The organism is Ruminococcus sp. AM26-12LB (genome assembly GCF_003480785.1).
Taxonomy (GTDB): Bacteria; Bacillota; Clostridia; order Lachnospirales; family Lachnospiraceae; genus Blautia_A; species Blautia_A fusiformis.
In genome coordinates this window covers 77,410-97,190 of sequence record NZ_QUJX01000012.1, presented here as the reverse complement: position 1 = coordinate 97,190, position 19,781 = coordinate 77,410, and the positions used below count along the sequence as shown (strand labels likewise).

16 protein-coding genes are annotated in these 19,781 nt (G+C 46.0%); 1 reads left to right on the top strand and 15 read right to left on the bottom strand.

Annotation, left to right across the window (positions count from 1 at the left end):
- The 7 genes from DW694_RS10500 to DW694_RS10470 form a co-directional block, all read right to left on the bottom strand.
- Window positions 1-2,295 carry a molybdopterin cofactor-binding domain-containing protein gene (locus tag DW694_RS10500; protein WP_118752958.1) on the bottom strand — a complete coding sequence of 765 codons (2,295 nt, stop codon included), beginning with the start codon at window positions 2,293-2,295 and terminating at the stop codon, window positions 1-3.
- Window positions 2,292-2,762: a (2Fe-2S)-binding protein gene (locus DW694_RS10495; protein WP_015524717.1), complete on the bottom strand. Its 471-nt coding sequence runs from the start codon at window positions 2,760-2,762 to the stop codon at window positions 2,292-2,294. The genes DW694_RS10500 and DW694_RS10495 overlap by 4 nt, the downstream gene beginning before the upstream one ends.
- Window positions 2,759-3,571: an FAD binding domain-containing protein gene (locus DW694_RS10490; protein ID WP_118752957.1), complete on the bottom strand. Its 813-nt coding sequence runs from the start codon at window positions 3,569-3,571 to the stop codon at window positions 2,759-2,761. The genes DW694_RS10495 and DW694_RS10490 overlap by 4 nt, the downstream gene beginning before the upstream one ends.
- Before the next feature lie 122 nt (window positions 3,572-3,693).
- Entirely contained in the window at window positions 3,694-5,370 is a 1,677-nt protein-coding gene (locus DW694_RS10485; RefSeq protein ID WP_118752956.1) for an alpha-glucosidase, read from the bottom strand.
- Between the two features lie 11 nt (window positions 5,371-5,381).
- Window positions 5,382-6,017, bottom strand: coding sequence for a GNAT family N-acetyltransferase (locus DW694_RS10480; protein ID WP_015524714.1), 636 nt, complete (start codon window positions 6,015-6,017; stop codon window positions 5,382-5,384).
- Between the two features lie 20 nt (window positions 6,018-6,037).
- The gene (locus DW694_RS10475; protein ID WP_330577239.1) at window positions 6,038-8,041 is read right to left on the bottom strand and encodes a M28 family peptidase; all 2,004 of its coding nucleotides are present in this window, start codon (window positions 8,039-8,041) and stop codon (window positions 6,038-6,040) included.
- A 205-nt stretch (window positions 8,042-8,246) separates the two neighbouring features.
- A complete protein-coding gene (locus DW694_RS10470) occupies window positions 8,247-8,579 on the bottom strand; it encodes an ABC transporter permease (protein WP_118752955.1) in 333 nt (110 codons plus the stop codon).
- Window positions 8,580-8,889: 310 nt separating this feature from the next.
- On the opposite strand from DW694_RS10470, the gene DW694_RS10465 reads away from it, so the two are divergent.
- On the top strand, window positions 8,890-9,477 hold the full coding sequence (locus DW694_RS10465; RefSeq protein ID WP_015524710.1) for a cytidylate kinase-like family protein: 588 nt from the start codon (window positions 8,890-8,892) through the stop codon (window positions 9,475-9,477).
- Window positions 9,478-10,076: 599 nt separating this feature from the next.
- Here DW694_RS10465 and DW694_RS10460 read toward each other — a convergent pair.
- The 8 genes from DW694_RS10460 to DW694_RS10425 form a co-directional block, all read right to left on the bottom strand.
- A complete protein-coding gene (locus tag DW694_RS10460) occupies window positions 10,077-11,183 on the bottom strand; it encodes a DUF362 domain-containing protein (RefSeq protein ID WP_118752954.1) in 1,107 nt (368 codons plus the stop codon).
- A gap of 193 nt (window positions 11,184-11,376) precedes the next feature.
- Window positions 11,377-12,225, bottom strand: coding sequence for an alpha/beta hydrolase (locus tag DW694_RS10455; RefSeq protein WP_118752953.1), 849 nt, complete (start codon window positions 12,223-12,225; stop codon window positions 11,377-11,379).
- Window positions 12,226-12,241: 16 nt separating this feature from the next.
- A complete protein-coding gene (thrH, locus tag DW694_RS10450) occupies window positions 12,242-12,844 on the bottom strand; it encodes a bifunctional phosphoserine phosphatase/homoserine phosphotransferase ThrH (protein ID WP_114002634.1) in 603 nt (200 codons plus the stop codon).
- A 135-nt stretch (window positions 12,845-12,979) separates the two neighbouring features.
- Window positions 12,980-14,371: an alanine/glycine:cation symporter family protein gene (locus tag DW694_RS10445; RefSeq protein ID WP_118752952.1), complete on the bottom strand. Its 1,392-nt coding sequence runs from the start codon at window positions 14,369-14,371 to the stop codon at window positions 12,980-12,982.
- Window positions 14,372-14,619: 248 nt separating this feature from the next.
- Entirely contained in the window at window positions 14,620-16,014 is a 1,395-nt protein-coding gene (gene mgtE / locus DW694_RS10440) for a magnesium transporter (protein ID WP_015524706.1), read from the bottom strand.
- 696 nt (window positions 16,015-16,710) lie between these two features.
- Window positions 16,711-17,274 carry a Fe-S-containing hydro-lyase gene (locus tag DW694_RS10435; RefSeq protein ID WP_022426051.1) on the bottom strand — a complete coding sequence of 188 codons (564 nt, stop codon included), beginning with the start codon at window positions 17,272-17,274 and terminating at the stop codon, window positions 16,711-16,713.
- A gap of 1 nt (window position 17,275) precedes the next feature.
- Entirely contained in the window at window positions 17,276-18,118 is an 843-nt protein-coding gene (locus DW694_RS10430) for a fumarate hydratase (RefSeq protein WP_118752951.1), read from the bottom strand.
- A gap of 50 nt (window positions 18,119-18,168) precedes the next feature.
- On the bottom strand, window positions 18,169-19,779 hold the full coding sequence (locus tag DW694_RS10425; RefSeq protein ID WP_021652989.1) for an FAD-dependent oxidoreductase: 1,611 nt from the start codon (window positions 19,777-19,779) through the stop codon (window positions 18,169-18,171).
- Window positions 19,780-19,781: the final 2 nt, after the last annotated feature.

Here is a 19,781-nt window from a genome sequence, read left to right as displayed (position 1 = left end):
TCACACCTTCTCTCCGGCTTCTCTGGCAAGGATTCCCATTGCAACCTTCTCCGGAGTGATCGGGAGCTCTCTGACACGTACACCTGTTGCATTATAAACCGCATTGGCAATAGCCGGACAAGGTGTATCGATCACAAGCTCACCAATGGATTTTGCACCGAAAGGACCTGTCTTCTCGTAGCTGCTCTCAAACTCGATCCGCACCTTCGGAATATCCATACGGTTGGGGATCTTATACTGCATAAAAGAATTGTTACGGATCTTTCCCTTATCTGTATACTGCACATCCTCATACAGAACCATTCCGATTCCCTGACCGATACCGCCTTCTGCCTGCACTCTGGCAAGATTTGGATTGATCGGAGTTCCACAGTCGATCACGCCCACATAATCAATGACATCGATCTGTCCGGTCTCTTTATCGACCTCCACTTCAGCGGCACCTACCATAAACGGTGGCGGAGAGATCGGAGAAGAATATTCTTTTACAACCTGAAGCTCACTGCAGACTCCACAGGTCGCTTTTCCTGCGATCTGCTGCAGCGTTACCTCTTTTCCGTCTTCTGTGCGGACTTTTTCTCCGTCAAAATCAGAATCCTCTGCAGATACTCCAAGCATCTGTGCGCCAAAAGTGTGGATTCTCTTTCTGAGTTCTCCGCAGGCCTGGATCACGGCATTTCCGGTTGCATAGGTTGTGGAAGATGCATAAGAACCGGAATCATAGGGAGAAATATCTGTATCCACACTGAATACCACGATATTTTTCATATCTGTATCCAGACAGTCTGCTGCCATCTGAGCAAGAATGGTATCACAGCCGGTTCCCATATCAGAACATCCAAGTGCCAGGGTATAGGAACCATCCTCATTTAATTTAATGTCTGCTCCGCCGACATCGATCCCTGCAATAGATGAGCCCTGCATGGCCATAGCGATACCGACACCCCGTACTTTGCCGTTACCCATATCACGGAACGGATATTTCTCATCCCATCCGATCATTTCCTTTGCACGGGCGAGGCATTTATCCATGGTACAGCTGCCGTTGATCGGTACATCCGGATATCCTGGAAGTGCCTCTCCCTCCATAGGCATGTTCAGCTCACGGAATTTTACTGGATCCATCCCCATCTTATGAGCCAGCTCATCTGCTGCGGACTCCACAGCAAAAATACCCTGTGTGGCACCATAGCCACGATAAGCGCCAGCTGCCTGCATATTGGTGTAAACAACATCATAGGCAAAACGGTAGGCTTCCGTATGACGATACAGCGCAATGGATTTATGGCCTGAAAGTCCTACGGTTGTAGGCCCATGCTCTCCATAGGCACCGGTGTTGGAAAGAGTATAAAGATCGATTGCCTTTACAATACCGTTTTCGTCTGCACCCATACGGATATGGACTTCCATCTCATGCCGCGGAGAAGACGCGATCATGGATTCCTTTCTGGAAAAAACGATCTTGGACGGACGCCCGGTAACCCATGTTACCAGTGCCGGGAAAACCTCACTGACAGAAGACTGTTTTGCACCAAAGCCCCCGCCGATACGAGGCTTGATCACACGAACTTTGGAAGACGGAATGTTCAGCGCATTTCCTACGATCCTTCGGATATGGAACGGGATCTGGGTGGAAGAAACCACCGTCAGTCTCTGAAAATGGTCCATATAACAGTAGGTACGGAAGGTCTCCATCATGGTCTGCTGATTTGCCTTTGTGTGGTAAACCTGGTCTACTGTATACGCACATTTTTCCAGCATGGCATCCACATCACCCACTTCTTCTACATTGGAGGAACAGAGATTACGCTTATTATCTCCGCCGGCCGGGATCGGCATATACCAATCATCCTCCGGGTGCACCAGAATGGGATTATCCTTGGCTGTGTGGATATCCAGAACCGCTTCCTCCACACGATATTTTACCTTAATGCGCTTCAGGGCTTTATCTACTGCCTCTTCTGTCTCACCGGCTACGATGGCAACCGGATCCCCTACAAAACGCACATGCTTATCTATGATATAACGATCCCATGGACTGATCTCAGGCGCTGTCTGTCCGGCCAGAGTAAATCTTTTGTGGGAAACATCCTCATAGGTCAGAACACAGGCAATCCCCTCGATCTTCTTTGCAGCATCTGTCTTGATCTCTTCCACCCAGGCATTGGCATGAGGACTTCTTAAGATCTTGACGATCAGGCAGTCAGAAGGTGCAAGATCATCGGTATAGACCGGTTTTCCGGTTACCAGCGACATTGCATCTGTTTTTGGCACCGGCTTGTTTACGTATTTCATTTTCCTTCCTCCTGTCCTTTTTTATAGTCGAGAAATTTCAGGATACTTCTGGTCTGTCCCACAAATCCCGAGCAACGGCACAGATTTCCGGAAAGATACTCCAGGATATCCTCTTCTGTGGGATCTTCCAGTTCCTTTAACATGGCAAATACATTCATGATAAATCCCGGATTGCAGAAGCCGCACTGCTCTGCTCCCTCATTTGCCATAAAAGCGCCGAATTCCTTTGCTTCCTCCTGCATTCCCTCCAGAGTCACGATCCGTTTCCCGTCTGCGCGGGCAGCCAGCATGGAGCAGGACAGTACCGGACGTTCATCCATCAGCACAGTACAGAGACCACAGTTTGCAGTCTCACAGCCACGTTTTACGCTGTAACAGCTGTTTTTCCGCAGGAAATCCAGAAGCAGTTCATCCGGACGTACCTCGGCCTGCCGTTTTACACCATTCAGCCAGAAAGTGATATTCATTCTGCTCTCCCTCCGATCTCTTCCCAGGCTCTTCTTGTAAGGACTTTCACAAGAAGACTTCTGTATTCTTTTGAAGCACGCATGTTCTTGTCTGTAGAAACATGTTCCGCCGCATATGCGGCAAAAGATGCTGCTGCATCCTTTTTCTGCTGTGCATCCATCTGTACAAAATCTTTTAAGATTTCCTCTTCATCTTCCACGATCATTGCTTTTCCGGGTCTGGCCCCAATGACAGTTCTTGCTTTTCCGTCAATAAGAGCGGCCGCACAGGTGAGCACAGGAAAATCTGTGGAATTGTTCCGCTGACTTAAGTACACACTGTTCAGCGGCTGTTTTTTTACAATGATATTTACCAGGATATCGTTATCCTTTTCCATGGATGCAAACTGTGCCAGCGGAATGGTTCCGCCATTGTACAGCTCCACCCAGGTATCCAGTGCCAGAAACATGGTCAGTACATCGGAAAATCCGAATCTTCCGAAAATACTTCCGCCCACTGTGGCACAGTTTCGAAACTGCACACCCACAATGTGCCGTACACTTTCACGGATAGCACTGTTTGTATAGGCATTCAGCTCTTTGTGGGTTTCCAGCGCATGAAGTGGTGTCATGCAGCCGATCACAAATGCTTCTTCTGTTTCTGTAATAGTATCCAGCCCAAGACCTGACAGGTCAATGGCTGTCATGATGTTCCTGTTTCCCATTTTCAGCCAGACCATACCGCCCAGCACACAGGCTGTTCTTTTCTGGTTCAGTTCATATGCCTGTTCAAGGCTTTCTGCCTTTACGTAATTCTTTATCTTCAGCATACTTTATTCCCTTCTGAATTCTCATTCTCTTTCTTTACGGCTGTTTTTTCAGCCGAGCATTTATTTTAACAGACTGTCAGCTAAATAGCTATTGTTTTTTTCTCTGCTGTTCTGATGCCGCATCAGTCAGCGGTCTCCAGAACGATAAACTGATACGGTTTCAAAATGATCTCTTTTTCTGTGATCTCCACAGCTTTCTGATTATTCAGAAGCACCTCTTTTACTTCTCCCGGCAAAGATACCTTCTGTGACTGTGCCTGCATATTTCCCAGGATCAGAAGATTTTTCTCACCGTTTCTTGTATATGCGATCAGATTCTTCTGTTCTTCCTGATATGGAGCGAATGTTCCGTATACAAGCGTTTCTTTATATTCCGGAGCTTTTCTCAATGCAGTCAGCTTTTTGTAGAAAGAAAGGAGGGAATTACTATCCGTTAACTGGGACTCTATATTAATCTCCTTATAATTGGGATTGACCCCAAGCCACGGCTCTCCTTCTGAAAATCCCGCATTTTTCTCTGCGCTCCACTGTACCGGAGTTCTGGCATTGTCTCTGGAAAATGCGGAAGCAGCATCAAGCGCTTCTTTTTCACTGCATCCGGCACGGAGCGCTACCTGGTATTCATCGATGGTACTGATGTCATCGATCTGATCCATAGAAGTAAACTCCATATTTTCCATACCGATCTCCTGCCCCTGATAAATAAACGGAATTCCCTTCAGCAGGAAATAAACACCTGCCAGGAGCTTCTTTGAATCCGGACAGCGATCTTCCGGAGAAATATAGTGACAGACACCTCTTGGCTCATCATGATTCTCAATAATGTTGGAGATCATGCCGGTATCCCCAATCTTTTTCTGCGTATGGAAAATACACTTCTTGTACTCTTCCGGAGTCAGGTACGGTTTGGATGCATACCAGCCATCCTCGCTCTTTCCGTAACAGGTTTCTTCAAAATCAAACATGGATGAAAAATATCCGTTTTCTCCGATAAAATCTTTGATCTCATCTTCCTTTTCATTGAAGACCTCTCCTACAGTAAAAGCATCATAGGGATGAAAACACTTCTCAGCCATCTCTCCCAGAAATTCTCCAATCCCTTCTGCCTCCTCCAGCATCCTCCCGACGCTGCAGAGCCCATCTGCACGATCGGCAGGATAATCGGAAAACGGAAGCTTCTTCTTGATATTGATAATGGCATCAATACGGAATCCGCCAAGCCCTTTTTCCATCCACCAGCGGATGTTTTTGTAGACTTCCTCTCTTACTTCAGGATTCTCCCAGTTGAGATCCGGCTGCTTCTTGTGGAATACATGGAGATACTGTTTATCCGGATGTCCCGGAAGCTCTTCCCATGCCGGACCACCGAAATAGCTTCTCCAGTTGCAGGGAGCTTTGCCATACTTTTTGTCCCGGATATAAAAGAAATTTCCATACTTTCCGTCCGGATCCTTAATAGCCTGCTGAAACCACTCATGCTCATCGGAGCAGTGATTTACCACCAGATCCATAAGGATGTACATTTCTCTTTTTTTTGCTTCTGCGATCAGACGATCCATATCCTCCATGGTCCCAAACCTCGGATCAATCGCATAATAATCTGCAATGTCATATCCCTGGTCTGCAAGGGGAGATTTATAGATTGGGGAAAGCCAGAGGATATCTGCTCCCAGTTCCTTAAGATAATCAAGCTTGCTGATGATTCCTGGGATGTCTCCGATTCCGTCTCCGTTGGAATCATAAAAGCTCTTGGGGTATATCTGATATACCACTTTGTCATGCCACCATTTTCGTTTCATCGTAATTCCTCCTATGCCTGTTTGATCATGCAGTACTGCTTCAGATCAAATCCTTTTTTCTGTACAATGCCGTATAATTTAAATCCGAATTTCTCATACATGGAAACATTTGCCGGATTATGGGTTTCCAGAGAGATCATCAGCTTATGCCTGTCCGCATAATCGATCACCTCATCCATCAGCTTTTCAGCAAGACCGTGATGCTGCATCTTCGGCGCCACTGCCAGATAGATCACATGAAGTCTTTCTGCTGTATGAAGCTGGGAAGTCCAGCTGGAATTCAGATAGTCTTTTCCCTGGATGAATTTCCGCAGGGTCGCAAGACTTGGATCCTCTTTGATCAGATAGCCATCTGTTTTCAGAAGGGCAAAAAAATCCACCATCAGATTATGTAAGGCTGCTTCATGCTCTGTTCCGTCGGATACTACCAGGATACTGTTCAACTCACTGCTGTCTGCATAAATCTCGCAGGTCTCAAAAAACTCCGTAAGATCACAGGTAAAAAGCTCCGGCATCAGCCGTTCTCTGGTATCCCTGTCCGGGATCAGTGCATGATACAGAGGATCCTCCGAAAAACATACGGTCAATATCCGGATCAGCTTATCCAGATCTTCTTCTTTCACTCGGTATAAATTATGGCTTTCCATTCTTTCCTCCAGGTATGGTTTTATTCTGTTCCTTTTTCAAACATATCACTGACCTCGCAGATCAGATTCCTGAGCTTTTCCACTGCACGGATCAGATATTCAATATCATCGGCATAATAACGCTTCTGTCTTTCCCAGGCTTCCTTGAGGCTCTGCTTTTCTGCCTCCAGACTGTCACCCGGCTTCTTTTCCTTCAGACTTTCCACAAGATCATAAAGGTTCTCATGGTGGATGATCCTGCCCTTCCCCCACATCAGGCGATCCGGGGACTGCTTCAAGATATATTCCGTAAAATGATAAAAGACTTCCCGCTCAAACTGAAAGGCATAACAGTTGTTGTCAATACTGTAAAAAGCCTCCAGCGCAGGTGCGATCTCTCCTTTTTCCAGATATCCCATCGCTTTCTTCAGTGCATAAAGATTGTTCTGCACTGCCTGCTGCGGAAAGATCACATTGTCATCCCAGTCCAGACGTACCAGATAATCCTGGGATTTCCGGAATACACCGAGAAGCTTTTCGGTAATGGCATCGGCTTTTTTCCAGTCACGTTTTTCTTCCGGAAGGCTGTTGAAGTGCCGTACCTGCTCTGCAAGGATGGCAGCCGCTTTTTTTGCCTCTTCTGTTTTTTTCAGAAGGAGTGTACTGTCGGCGCCGATCTGCATACACAGATCCGTATCCAGGGTCTTAATACTTTGGTCCAGTACCCGCCCGAAATCCATTGGCGGCAGAGCAAGGCTGTCAATAGCCAGAAGAAGTTTCAGATAAAATTCATGATGGAATCTGTATACCTCTTCCTCATAAACATCCTGGTTATCGTATTGGGAATGATAATAATTTTCCATAAACGGACCACCGCTGAAATCATTGACCATGGACGGGATCCCGGAAATAGCCATGGTAAAATCATCAGACCAGGTTTCAATGGGGTACAACGTGGTCATGCCCTCCGGATAAATCCCCTCCGGCATCTGCACAGCATCCACGAAGCTACGCACAAAATCCGCATACTCATAGGTACATCGTACTGCATCTCTGGTACTGTGTGCATGAGCCGGAAGCTCAAAATTCAGATCTGCGATCACGTGCCCCTGCCACTCCGGTCTCGCATCAAATACCTGGCGGTAAGCACCTGTGGACCAGTCATATTTTGTGTCGGAAATCCCCCATTCTTCTGCTGCAAGAGCACATACCACAATAGTATGGCGAGGTTTATAGCCACCACGGAGCAGCGCCCTGGCAATTCCAATGATCATGGCCACTGCCGCATTATCGTCCTGAAATCCCTCAAAATAGGAATCATAGTGAGCACTTAACAGGATCATGGAATCCGAATCGGTTCCCGGGATTTTGCCAACGATATTGTAGGTATACTGGTCTTTGATCACCTCTGTGTCCGCATCAAATTCCACGGAAAGCTCCGGAACACGATTCCCATTCTCATTTTTTTCCTCCATCAGCTGACGGATCATAAGAAAATCTGCCCGTGACATGGAAAATGCAGGCGCACAGGAAGGTCCTGCGATATCCTGTGCATTCAAAGCCGTATCATCGATCTGTGCGTATCCTCTGCTCTGTACGGCGATCAGAGCTGCTGCACCCTTCAGGTGTGCCTGATACACCGGGTAGTTGATCCACCATTCTTCTCTCTGATTGATCTCGATAAGAACCAGCTTTCCTTTCACATCGATATCCTTATATTCGTCAGCTGTACCCTTTCCAAGATATACCAGATCAAACCTCTGAAAGCCATTGGTCTTAAAATCTGTCTGATATGCGCCAAGCTGGATCTCCCGGCAGGTTCCCTCTCTGTCATGGCAGCGCATCACCGCTTTTTTAAATTCCCATGCATCCACACGGATCTTATCTTTTTCTACCTGTGTGAAACCGGCTTTTTTCATTTCTTCCAAAAGCATATCTCCGGTTTTTCGCTCTGCCAGGGAGCCTGCTGTACGGTATCCCAGAACCGGATTTGTTTTTTCCTGTTCCATGCGCCTGGCCAGATCATAAGATTCTTTTATATTCAAGCATGAAACACATTTCTCCACGATGTTCAAATTTACTGTCATCCCTTTCTCGGCAGTTCCCTGCCGGCAGTTCCGTCCTCCCGGCAGAGATATTCCTCTAACTGTTATAGATTATACCTTATCAATGTGCGGATTTCCAGATAAAAAAACGCGATTTGTTCTGACAAAAAATCCATCTCACAAATCACGTTATTATAATTTCTTTTTAGCCGGAATACCGAAGCGCATCAATAGGCTTCCTGGATGCTGCCTTGTTAGCCGGATACAGGCCAAAAAGCACACCGATCATCAGAGACATGGTGTTGGTGACACCAGACATGGCTTCCATGATCTCTGACTGATCCACAATGGAAAAAGCGTCTTCGTCCTGCTCAAAGCGTTCCATCAGGAGCTCTGTAAACGCATTTTCTGCCGGCTCCAGGCTATCCTCATCTGCTCCGGATGCGTAAAACATGGTCACATCCAGTACATTATCCGCAAGCCTGGTCATAGTAGAAAACGGGATGATCACCATAAGCCTTTTACGCCGTCGTTTCATTTTCCTTAACCTCCAAATATGCTGTGTATGTTCTCTCTGTTTTAAAAATATTTTTAAAAAAAATGTGTAAAGTCTTTGTGTGATCTGTGAAAACCCAGTGAAAAAGGCATCCTATTTTTCATATACAAATACAAATAATTAATTATATTTTCTGTCTGCTACCATTATTTTTTGTATATATTAAATATTATTTTAAAAATTATATATTATTTTCTGGTATTTTTTACCGAAATATGTTATAAAAGAAGTAAGAAAAACTACCGGAAATCAGATATTCCTGCTTCCGGTCCGAGATAAAGGAGGTATCTTTATGGCAAAACGTATTATCACCATCAATCGTATGTTTGGAAGCAACGGACGCCTTATCGGCAAGACTCTGGCTGAAAACCTGGACATCGGTTTTTATGATAAAGAACTGATCGACATGGCTGCCAAGAAAAACAATATCCCCTTCGACACCCTGGCAAAGGTAGACGAGAAAAAAGCCAGTCAGTGGGTATTTCCCGTTGACAGTGAGCTGCAGTTTACAGATAATTTCTCTTTTGTACCAATGAACGATGTGCTCTATGATCTCCAGAGAAAGATCATCCTGTCCCTTCCGCAGAGAGAGGACTGCGTAATTGTCGGCCGCTGTGCAACCAGTATCCTGAAGGATAAATCACTTAAACTTTTTATCCATGCACCTTTTGAGGAAAGAGTTCAGAATGTGATACGCCGTACCGGCAGAGAAGAAGCCAGCGCACGGAAACTGGTCAAAAAAATGGATAAAGAGAGAAAGGCTTACTATGAATACTTTACAGACAGCAAATGGCTGGATATGACACAGTATGATCTCTGTATTGACAGCAGCCGGTTTTCTATGGAGCAGATTATTGAGATTGTAAAGAGATGTCTTTAGGATTCTTTTTTTCTGAAAATTTTTTCTGAAAAATGTTTTTACGCTTTGGAAGCGTAAGTGAAACCGCAGGGGAGGGGAAGCACTCGTAGTTGCGAAAGGCCGTTTCCCCTCCCCTGCACCCCTTCCCTCAGGCCCCGCTATGAACCGTACGTTTTAGTTATGTTACGTTGTTGACAGGGTGATGGATTTTGCGTTTGTTTAAAACGCCAGGCTGTGCCGATCTCATCGGCATAACACCTTTCAACAAGAAGACGTATCCTTCCCACCATTCCAACACATTGAGCAACACCAAAATATTTATTGACCAGACGCTATTCTTCCCACACCTCCAACTGCGGACGCTCAACTCATCAAAACGTAAGGACAGGACACCACGCGTCCGCTTCTACCTCTCCGGCTGAAACGTCAGCCGGGGAAGTGACAGTCCTCCGGGCTGCTACGGAGAAGGGGTGATGATGGTTAGGTTGCGGGAGACGGCGTTATTGCGGAAGGGCCCAGCTGTTTGAGCCGAAGGTGAGTTCTGGGCCCTTCCGCAATGGTTTTAGCCGGCTCACGGAACCTTAGCAGCATCCCCCGACGGAGTCCGGCCCGGAGGACTGTCACTTCCCCGGCGTCCGTTCACCAATATACTCTTTCAAAAACTCATATATATCCCCCTCCAACGGCGGACACCCCTCCACATAATTCTGAAACTTACAGGTACAGTGTCCCACACCAAGCACTCCTGTCTTACCACGATACCCCTGTCCGATGCAGATCTTTTCATCCAGTTTCTCAAAAAGCCCCTCTTCCTTCAGCATCTCCAATGCCGGGATCAGATACCCGTAGCAGGCACTGCAGGATTCCACTTCCTCCACGGCATCCGCAAGCTCCACAACCTTTCTGGATATCGGCATCCTCTGATCCGCACCATCCTCCAGAAATCTGACATCTGCTTTGGAAATATCTGAGCAGCCCACGCCAAGCTCACCTGCCAGCTTCACATAAGGAACCTCAGCTACCTCATAATGCATCATCTGACACACATATGCATCCACAAGAACCGGATCACAGGCAGCCATCACCCGGTTCATCACGACAGGATTTCCGCCATCCTCAAAATCCAGATCCCCGCAGATATTATCCACAACAATAAAGTCCTGCTGTATCCCCATATTCAGATGAGCAATGGGTTTATGAAGCCCCAGAGAATGAAACCGTCTCTTTTCCTTATTTGGGATCAACCCCTTCATATTCTTAAGGGCACAGGTGATCTTTGTTTGACAATGGCCTTTCAGAACCGGCACATTGATCAGAAAATCAAGCTCCTTTACCCGCTCACAGACATTCAGCTCCATGCCGCCGCAGTCCACAGAAATCCCCTTATCCTTCTGCATATCCCAGAACGGCACCTGATACTCTTCCTCAAGCCTGTCAAAGCCACAGGTCTCAAAGGCCTCCCTTGTCTTATCTCCTACCCAGGATCCCTCCAACATCACCATATCCCGGAAACCATGCTCCTTCAGATATTCGATAATTCCTGCAACCACTTCCGGATGAGTCGTTGCACCCCAAGAAGCCTCTGAAGGAGAAACCAGATTCGGCTTGATCCCGATCTTTTTCTTTCTGTCCCCGATATGGGACTGAAGATCCGCTTTTTCCAGAAGCTCCTTTGTCATTCTTTTATATTCCGTACCACTGGTAATAAAAATCTGATTTTTATCCATAATTATCAAAATTCCTTTCTTTCTGCAATGTGAATGTTGATCCAGATCCACATCAAAACCCTGCAAAGCTTTTATCATCAGATAAGCCAGACAAAACAGCCGACAAATACAGCAGTCATCACAATCATAAAAAATACCCTCTCTACCGGTTTCCCGGTAAAAAGGATATTTTATCCGACACAGCAGTCTCGTATTATCTTTCGATCTTTGCCCCGTTCCACCATGGGAATTCTCGGTTCAGCCATTTTCCTGCAAGCTCACTCCATGGTTCACAGGCTCTTGCAATTCCTCTGCCGTTTTCGTTGGCAGTCAGCTCATTTGCCAGGCCGATCCCATGGGGTCCCTGCGGAAAAACATGATACTCCACTGGAATGCCCTTTTTATAGAGTGCCTGAACAAAGAGAAGTGTATTATCCAGCAGCACCGTCTGATCCTCAAAGGTATGCCAGATAAAGGTTCTGGGTGTATCTTCCGTAACCTGAAATTCCAGAGACATCCGATCTTTCAGCTCCTCATAACGATCTCCCAGAAGATTTCGAAAGCTTTCTTCATGACCAGCTTCCCCTGAAGTGATCACCGGATAATTCAGGATCATGCCATTGGGACGGATCCTCTCGTTTTCCATTCCCGTGATCCCGGCAAGCTCCTCCGTATTCCAGAATACTCCCAAAGAAGCTGCCAGATGGCCACCTGCCGAAAAACCGGACACAATGATCTTATTTTTTTCAATATGCCACTTATCGCTGTTCTCTCTGAGAAGAGCTACTGTTTTTGCCAGCTGACGGAGAGCCACCGGATATCTGGCAGGTGCCACACTATAACGAAGTACCACTGCGTGATAGCCCATTCCCATAAACCGGACAGCAATGGCTTCTGCCTCTCTGTCAGAAGTCATGCCATAAGCTCCGCCCGGACAAATCACTATGACCGGACGCTTCTGTCCCGGATAGAGTTCTTCCGACTCCTGCCAGAAATAGGTCTCTATCCATGCCTCATTATAGTCCTTTGTTTTTTCTTCGATCACAATTCTTTCGTTGATCATTCCGACTTTCCCTTCTTCATTTCATTGCTTTTCTGATCGCTGCAAGAAGTTCATCGTACTCTTCGTAAGCAGGAATTTCCGGATGATCTGCACGGATCTGCTCTGTACTGCGGAAAAGGAAGCCTGCTTTGCTTGCCTGGATCATTCCAAGATCATTGTAGGAATCTCCACTTGCGATAGTCTCAAATCCCATGGACTGCAGTGCCTTCACAGTTGTCAGCTTAGATTTCTCACAGCGCATCTTAAAGCCTGTGATCTCTCCGTTCTCTGCTACTTCTAGGGAATTACAGAAAAGTGTCGGACGTCCAAGCTTCTCCATCAGTGGAGTTGCAAACTGTGTAAAGGTATCACTGATCAGTATCACCTGGGAAAAGGATCTCAGCTCATCCAGAAATTCCTTTGCTCCCGGAAGGGGATCGATCTTTGCAATAGTCTCCTGGATCTCTTTCAGTCCCAGACCATGTTCTTTCAGAATTCCAAGTCTCCAGTTCATCAGCTTATCATAATCCGGCTCATCACGAGTTGTTCTCTTGAGCTCCGGGATTCCGCTTGCCTCTGCAAATGCGATCCAGATCTCCGGTACCAGTACACCTTCTACGTCCAGACATGTAATATACATCTTTCATATCCTCCTCTTGATCCAACTTACCGTTGATATTTCACAGAGTCTGACTCCTTCCGGCTGTCAGAACTCTTTAATCTTTTAGTGCTTTACCCTGATATTACCATATGCTCTCAAGGTCTGTAAACAGTTTTATTTTTTCTTCTTTTCCGATTCATAGATCTTCAGCTCTTTCAGTGCTTTTTCCCCAAGAGGATACAGCATGAAAATATTAAAGATCGTCATCAGGCCGATTCCTACATCTCCCAGATCCCATACAAATGTGTAAGCCGCGATCCCACCGATAAACAGCATCACCAGTGCCAGCACCTTATATCCTGTCTGTGAACCCCAGTTATCACCAAAAAGATAAGCCACATTGCCTCTTGCATAAAACAGGATTCCCAGGAATGTGGAAAAGCTGAACATAAACAATGTTGCAGCAATAAAGATCACTCCAAACTGCCCCATATGATAATGCATGGCAGTCTGAAGAAGTTCCATTCCGGAAAGTCCCTGTACCAGATCTTCCGGGGCCAGAAGCATGATCATAGCTGTACAGCTGCAGATCACGATCGTATCCACAAATACACCCAGGGCCTGGACAAATCCGGCTTTTACCGGACTGTCACATTCTGCTGCCGCTGCTGCACAGGGAGCGGAGCCGCTTCCCGCCTCATTAGAAAAAAGGCCTCTTTTTACTCCGTTCATCAGCACGACGCCAAATCCGCCGGCAACAGCCTGACGAAATCCGAAAGCTTCTTCAAAAATCCGTTTAAATACTCCCGGCATACTTCCAAGATTTGTAAATATAATAAACAGCGTGATCACAAAATAAAGCACTGCCATCACCGGCACCAGAAGATCCAGAACTTTAACCGTTGCATTCTTCCGAAGCACGATCACAGCTGCGATCACTACCAGCACGATGGTAGTATACAGCGGCGGAATATCAAAAGCATTTTTGAAAGATGCCGTGACGGAATTGCTGATAACCTGACTGATCCCACACCAGCAGATCAGGCCGGAAATGGCAAACAGAACGGAAAGCAGAACCTTTTTTCGTTTTCTGCCCTGTTTTTCTTCCCAGTAACGGTGGATATAGTAGGCAGGACCGCCCCTGTAGCCACCATAAAGAGGATCCTTTTCTTTATAGAGCTGTGCCAAGGTTGCTTCGATAAAAGCAGTGGAGGAACCGATCAGCGCCGTGATCCACATCCAGAATACCGCTCCTGCACCTCCTGCCGAGATCGCAGCTACCACACCGACCAGGTTTCCCATTCCCACACGGGTAGCTGTAGATACGATCAGCGTCTGAAATGCTGAAAGATTATTTTTGTCACTTTTCTTTTCTGACAGGGCTCGTACCATATCCGGAAAAAGACGGATCGGCAGAAGCTTTGTCCTGATGGTAAAATAGATACCGGTCGGAATCAGAAGCAGGATCAGAAGTGAGATTCCCAGCGTACTTCCTCCCGGAAGCGGGATCCTTATCAGATCTCCCCACAGAAATGTATAGACCTTTTCGATTATTGTTACTATCATGTTACTGTTTCCTTTCCCCAATCACCCCATGTGATCGTTTTGTTCTCTTTTTCTGCCCGTTGTTTGTATTTATTTCTGCAACGTTTTAAACGGGCAAAGCGTGTCTTTCATTATAATAGCTTTCTGTTTGTATGTAAAGAAAAATCCCGAATCTTTCGATCCGGAATTTTTTTGTATTGGTAACTTTTCTGTTATTCGACAGATCTCTGATATCTGTCTATTTTTATGAGCATAGCTGCATTTTACTCTCAGCCAGCCAGGTGGAACATCTCGATCAGGAATATCCAGCTCATTCCATAGTATGTTATCACGGCTACAAGGTCATTCATCGTAGTGATCAAAGGACCTGAGGCTACTGCTGGGTCCACACCAACCTTTTTGAAAAACAGCGGTATGCAGGTTCCCACTGCACTGGATACCAGCATGGCCACCAGCAGGGATAATCCGATACAGCCGGATACCGCATAGGCAAATACGAGTGTTTTTCCTTTGAATAAGAAAATATACAATCCGATCAGTACAAAAGACAGAATGCCGAGCAGACCACCGTTGCAAAGACCGATCCGCATTTCCTTCAGCACAAGCTCTGCTTTCTGTCTGCCCGTCAGCGTTTCATCCATCAGTACACGGATGGTTACAGCCAGGGACTGGGTTCCAACATTTCCTGCCATATCCAGGATCAGAGACTGAAAGCACATGATGATCGGCAGACAGGTAACTACTTTTTCAAACATTCCCACAACAGAAGATACCACCATACCAAGGCCCAGAAGAACGATCAGCCAGGGCATTCTTTTTTTCATGCTTTCAAAAAGAGGTTCTTTCAGATCTTCCTCTGCAGTCAGACCGGCCAGCTTTGCATAATCCTCTCCCATCTCATCGTCTACCAGATCGATGATCCCTGCGGATGTGATCACTCCAAGGAAACGATTGTCATCGTCCAATACAGGAATGGAATCTTCAGAATAATCCTTCAGCCGTTCCATACAGTCGTCGATCTGCTCAGTACCATACACATATGGATAGGAAGTTACGATCAGCTCTTCCATAGGGTGGTCCTGTCTTGCTGTGATCAGATCCTTCAGATCCAGGGCTCCATAAAACTCCCCTCTGTCCGTCACTGCAAAGATCGTAGAAATATTATCATTATCTGCCGCCTGGGAAACCAGCTCACTCATGGCCTGCTTTACGGTCAGGTTTTCACGGATCACAATGCAGTTCGTTGTCATTCTGCTTCCGATCTCATCCTCATCAAAGGAGCGGATCATTTCAATATCTTTCCGCACCTGTTCATCCAGAAGCTGGATCAGAAGCTTGCGTTTTTCTTTATCGATCTGCTTTAAAACATCTGCCAGGGCATCGGTTTCCATTTTGGAAAGAATGGCTGCCGCTTTTTTTACATCCATCTCTTCCAGATATTGTACAGTTTCTTCTTCCTCCAGATATTCAAAAACATCTGCCAGCATACTGCTTTCCAGGATACGGTATAGTCTGCTGCGCTCCGCAGTGCTTAATTCTCTTAATACTTCCGCCAGATCGTTTTCGTGGAAATCCTGCAGCCTTTCACTTAAAACTGCCGGAGAAACACTGCTTCGGATCAGACTCAGAATATCTTTTGAAAAATCCTGATTTCTTTTTGTCATTTTCTCATCCTCCTCACATAGTTTCGCACAAAACACGCACACCAAAAACAGACATGTTAAAGCATGTCTATGTGCTGTTTGATTTTCGATTGTGTTTCCTTGGGATTTGAGTATAAAGCGAAATGAATTTATACATGATCGCCTTACTGTAAGATTCTCAGAATGAGAAGAATGAAAAAGATATCTATTATAATCCTGCTACAATTATAATGTAATAATACCGTACAGATTCTGATGTCACCGATACATCCTGTCAAATATATCCTTCTGATATACAGACATAATATTCTGTACACTTAAAACAGAATGGAACAGTCTCATCTCGCTCTGTTCTTTCCATCTTTCACTCTGAGAGCTACAACTTCGCCCATGAGAATCACAACTGTCCATTCTGTTCACCTGCCTTTTTTTCTTAAATTTTATTATCAACCCGGCCATTATAACGTTCCCGGCCGGGTTTTGTCAACCGGATTTATGGTTAAATTTATTGTAAATCCGGGTAAAATTTTATGCTTCACAGAGGAGGATGTTTATGCAGCAGCATTTGCGTTAATCGTGATGTTTTTTCAAAAAGGATCAAATTAAAAAGTCCAACAACAAATGCTTCTGCACGGATCTTCAGCATTTACTGTCGGACTTTTATCCTTTTTATTCCTTTTTGAAATATATCACAATATCATATTGTAGAGCAAAAGATTATTCTGCGTGGTCTTTCAAGTACTCTGCACGTCCCTCTTCGTAGAGGTTATTTCCCTCGCTGTCAATGATGACTACAAGCGGCATGTCTTCCACATAAAGCTTGCGGAGTGCTTCTGCGCCCAGGTCTTCATAAGCGATAAGCTCTGCTTTTTTGATGCATTTTGCAAGAAGTGCACCTGCACCGCCGATGGCTCCGAAATATACACCGTCATATTTTTTCATTGCATCTACGACTTCCGGAAGGCGGGCACCTTTTCCGATCATTCCTCTGGCGCCTACGGACATCATAGTCGGTGCATAGGCATCCATACGGCCGCTGGTTGTAGGGCCTGCGGAGCCGATGACTTCGCCTGGTTTTGCCGGAGTCGGACCTACATAGTAAATAGTAGCATCTGTAGGGTCAAAAGGAATCTTTTCTCCTTTTGCAAGGGCCTCGCACATTCTCTTGTGACCTGCATCACGGGATGTATAGATGGTTCCTGTCAGTAAAACCTGGTCGCCCGCATGGAGAGTTCTTGCCAGCTCTCTTGTCAGAGGCAGTGTGATCTTTCTTCTTTCCATATTAAAGCACCTCCGTTTTATGACGTGTTACATGGCAGTTGATGTTAACTGCACATGGCATACCTGCGATATGGGTAGGCATAGTCTCAATGTTCAGACCGATAGCTGTGGTCTTTCCGCCAAAGCCCTGAGGTCCGATACCAAGCTTGTTGATCTTCTCCAGCATCTCTTTCTCAAGATCTGCATAGTAAGGATCCGGGTTCTCTGTATTCAGAGGACGCATCAGCGCTTTCTTTGCAAGAAGTGCACATTTGTCAAAAGTTCCTCCGATACCAACACCAACTACCATAGGCGGACATGGGTTCGGACCTGCAGTTTCTACAGCCTCAAGAATGAAATCCTTGATTCCCTGAAGGCCTGCAGATGGCTTGAACATACGGATCTGGCTCATATTCTCGCTTCCGAAGCCTTTTGGTCCTACAGTTACTTTCACCTGATCTCCAGGAACGATCTCTGTATAGATCATAGCCGGTGTATTGTCACCTGTGTTTCCACGGCGTACCGGATCCTTGACAACGGATTTTCTCAGGTAACCTTTATCGTATCCGCGGCGTACACCTTCATTGATGGCATCATTTAAATCTCCGCCTGTAAAGTGGACATCCTGACCAATTTCAAGGAATACACATGCCATTCCGGTATCCTGACAGATCGGAACATTCTCACTGTCTGCGATATCAAAATTCTCGATAATGTTATCAAGGACACCTTTTGCGATCTCACCGTCCTCGCAGGCACGGCAGGTTTTGATAGCATCCTTCACATCTTCCGGGAGATGTTCATTGGCTTCGATACAGAGTTTTTCGATAATCTCTGTAAGTCTGGTTACTTCGATTTCTCTCATAATAGACTCCTTTCGCTTATCTCATATGTTTTTATTATCATAACATATTGTTAACGTTCGTGGCGGGCATATTTCGGCAGAAGCATAGGAGATACGTCTCCTGTATCAACTCCTGCATTTTTCAGTTCCTCTTCATATTTTCTGATATGATCCAGATTCATGGTGCCAAGCTCTACCTCTTTGCATTTGGCAGCTGCTTTTTTACCTGCATTTCGTCCGAATACAATTACATCAAGAAGAGAGTTGCCCATCAGTCGGTTTCTTCCGTGGATTCCGCCTGCTGCCTCTCCTGCAACCAGAAGGTTCGGGATTTCTTTTGTAAAGCCGTCTCCGTTGATCTCAAGTCCACCGTTCTGATAATGAAGGGTCGGGTAGATTACGATCGGAACTTTTCTCATATCAATGCCGTAATTCATGTACATACGGAACATGGCAGGGATCCTCTTTTCGATAGTTCCCTCACCGCCCAGGATCTCGATCATCGGAGTATCCAGCCATACACCTTTTCGTCCACCTGGAACTTCCACGCCACGGCCTTCCTCACACTCACGGATAACACCGGAAGCATTTACGTCACGAGTTTCCAGCGGATGGATATAAGCTTCTCCGTTTGCATTTACAAGCTGTGCACCAACGGAACGAACCTTCTCTGTTACCAGGGCACCAAGGATCTGTGACGGATAGATCGCACCTGTTGGATGATACTGGATAGAATCCTGGTAAAGAAGGGAAGCGCCTGCTCTGTATCCAAGCACGAGTCCGTCAGCAGTTGCTCCGTAGTGATTGGAGGTCGGGAATCCCTGATAATGCATTCTTCCTGCACCACCGGTTGCAATTACAACTGTTTTTGCTCTTGCAACGGAATAGTCTCCGGTTTCCATGTTGAGAAGAACTGCACCGGATACCTGTCCCTTTTCATCCTTCAGAAGTTCTACAGCGGAGGTAAATTCCACTACCGGGATCTTAAGATTTAAGACCTCATCACGGATAGTACGCATGATCTCTGATCCGGAATAATCCTTTGCAGCATGCATTCTCTTTCTGGATGTACCGCCACCATGTGTAGTGACCATGGTTCCGTCTTCTGCTTTATCAAACTCAACACCAAGGTCGTTGAGCCATTTGATCGCATCCGGGGCTTCCATTACCAGTCTTTTTACCAGCTCCGGTTTTGCTGCAAAATGTCCGCCTCCAAAGCAGTCCAGATAATGCTGTACCGGGGAATCATTTTCTTTATCTGCTGCCTGGATCCCGCCTTCTGCCATCATGGTGTTGGCGTCACCGATACGGAGCTTTGTAACGATCATAACGTTGGCACCTGCGTTGTGAGCCTCGATGGCACAGGAAGAGCCTGCTCCGCCACCGCCGATGATCAGTACATCTACATCATAATCGATTTTTGTAAGATCGATTTTTTCGTTGAGCAGACGGCTTTCTGAATGGAGCATTTTTGTCAGTTCCAGTGGTGCTTTCTGTCCCTTGTTCGGTCCTACCTTGATCTCTGCAAATGCATCCGGGTTATAATCCGGATGGAATTTTTTGAGAAGAGCATCTTTCTCATCTGCACTCAGACGTCTTGGCTCTGTTGCCATACGCTCTGCTCTTGTAGCCTCTACCTTTTTGATGGATTCCATCATATTTTCTGGATATGGTGCATACATGT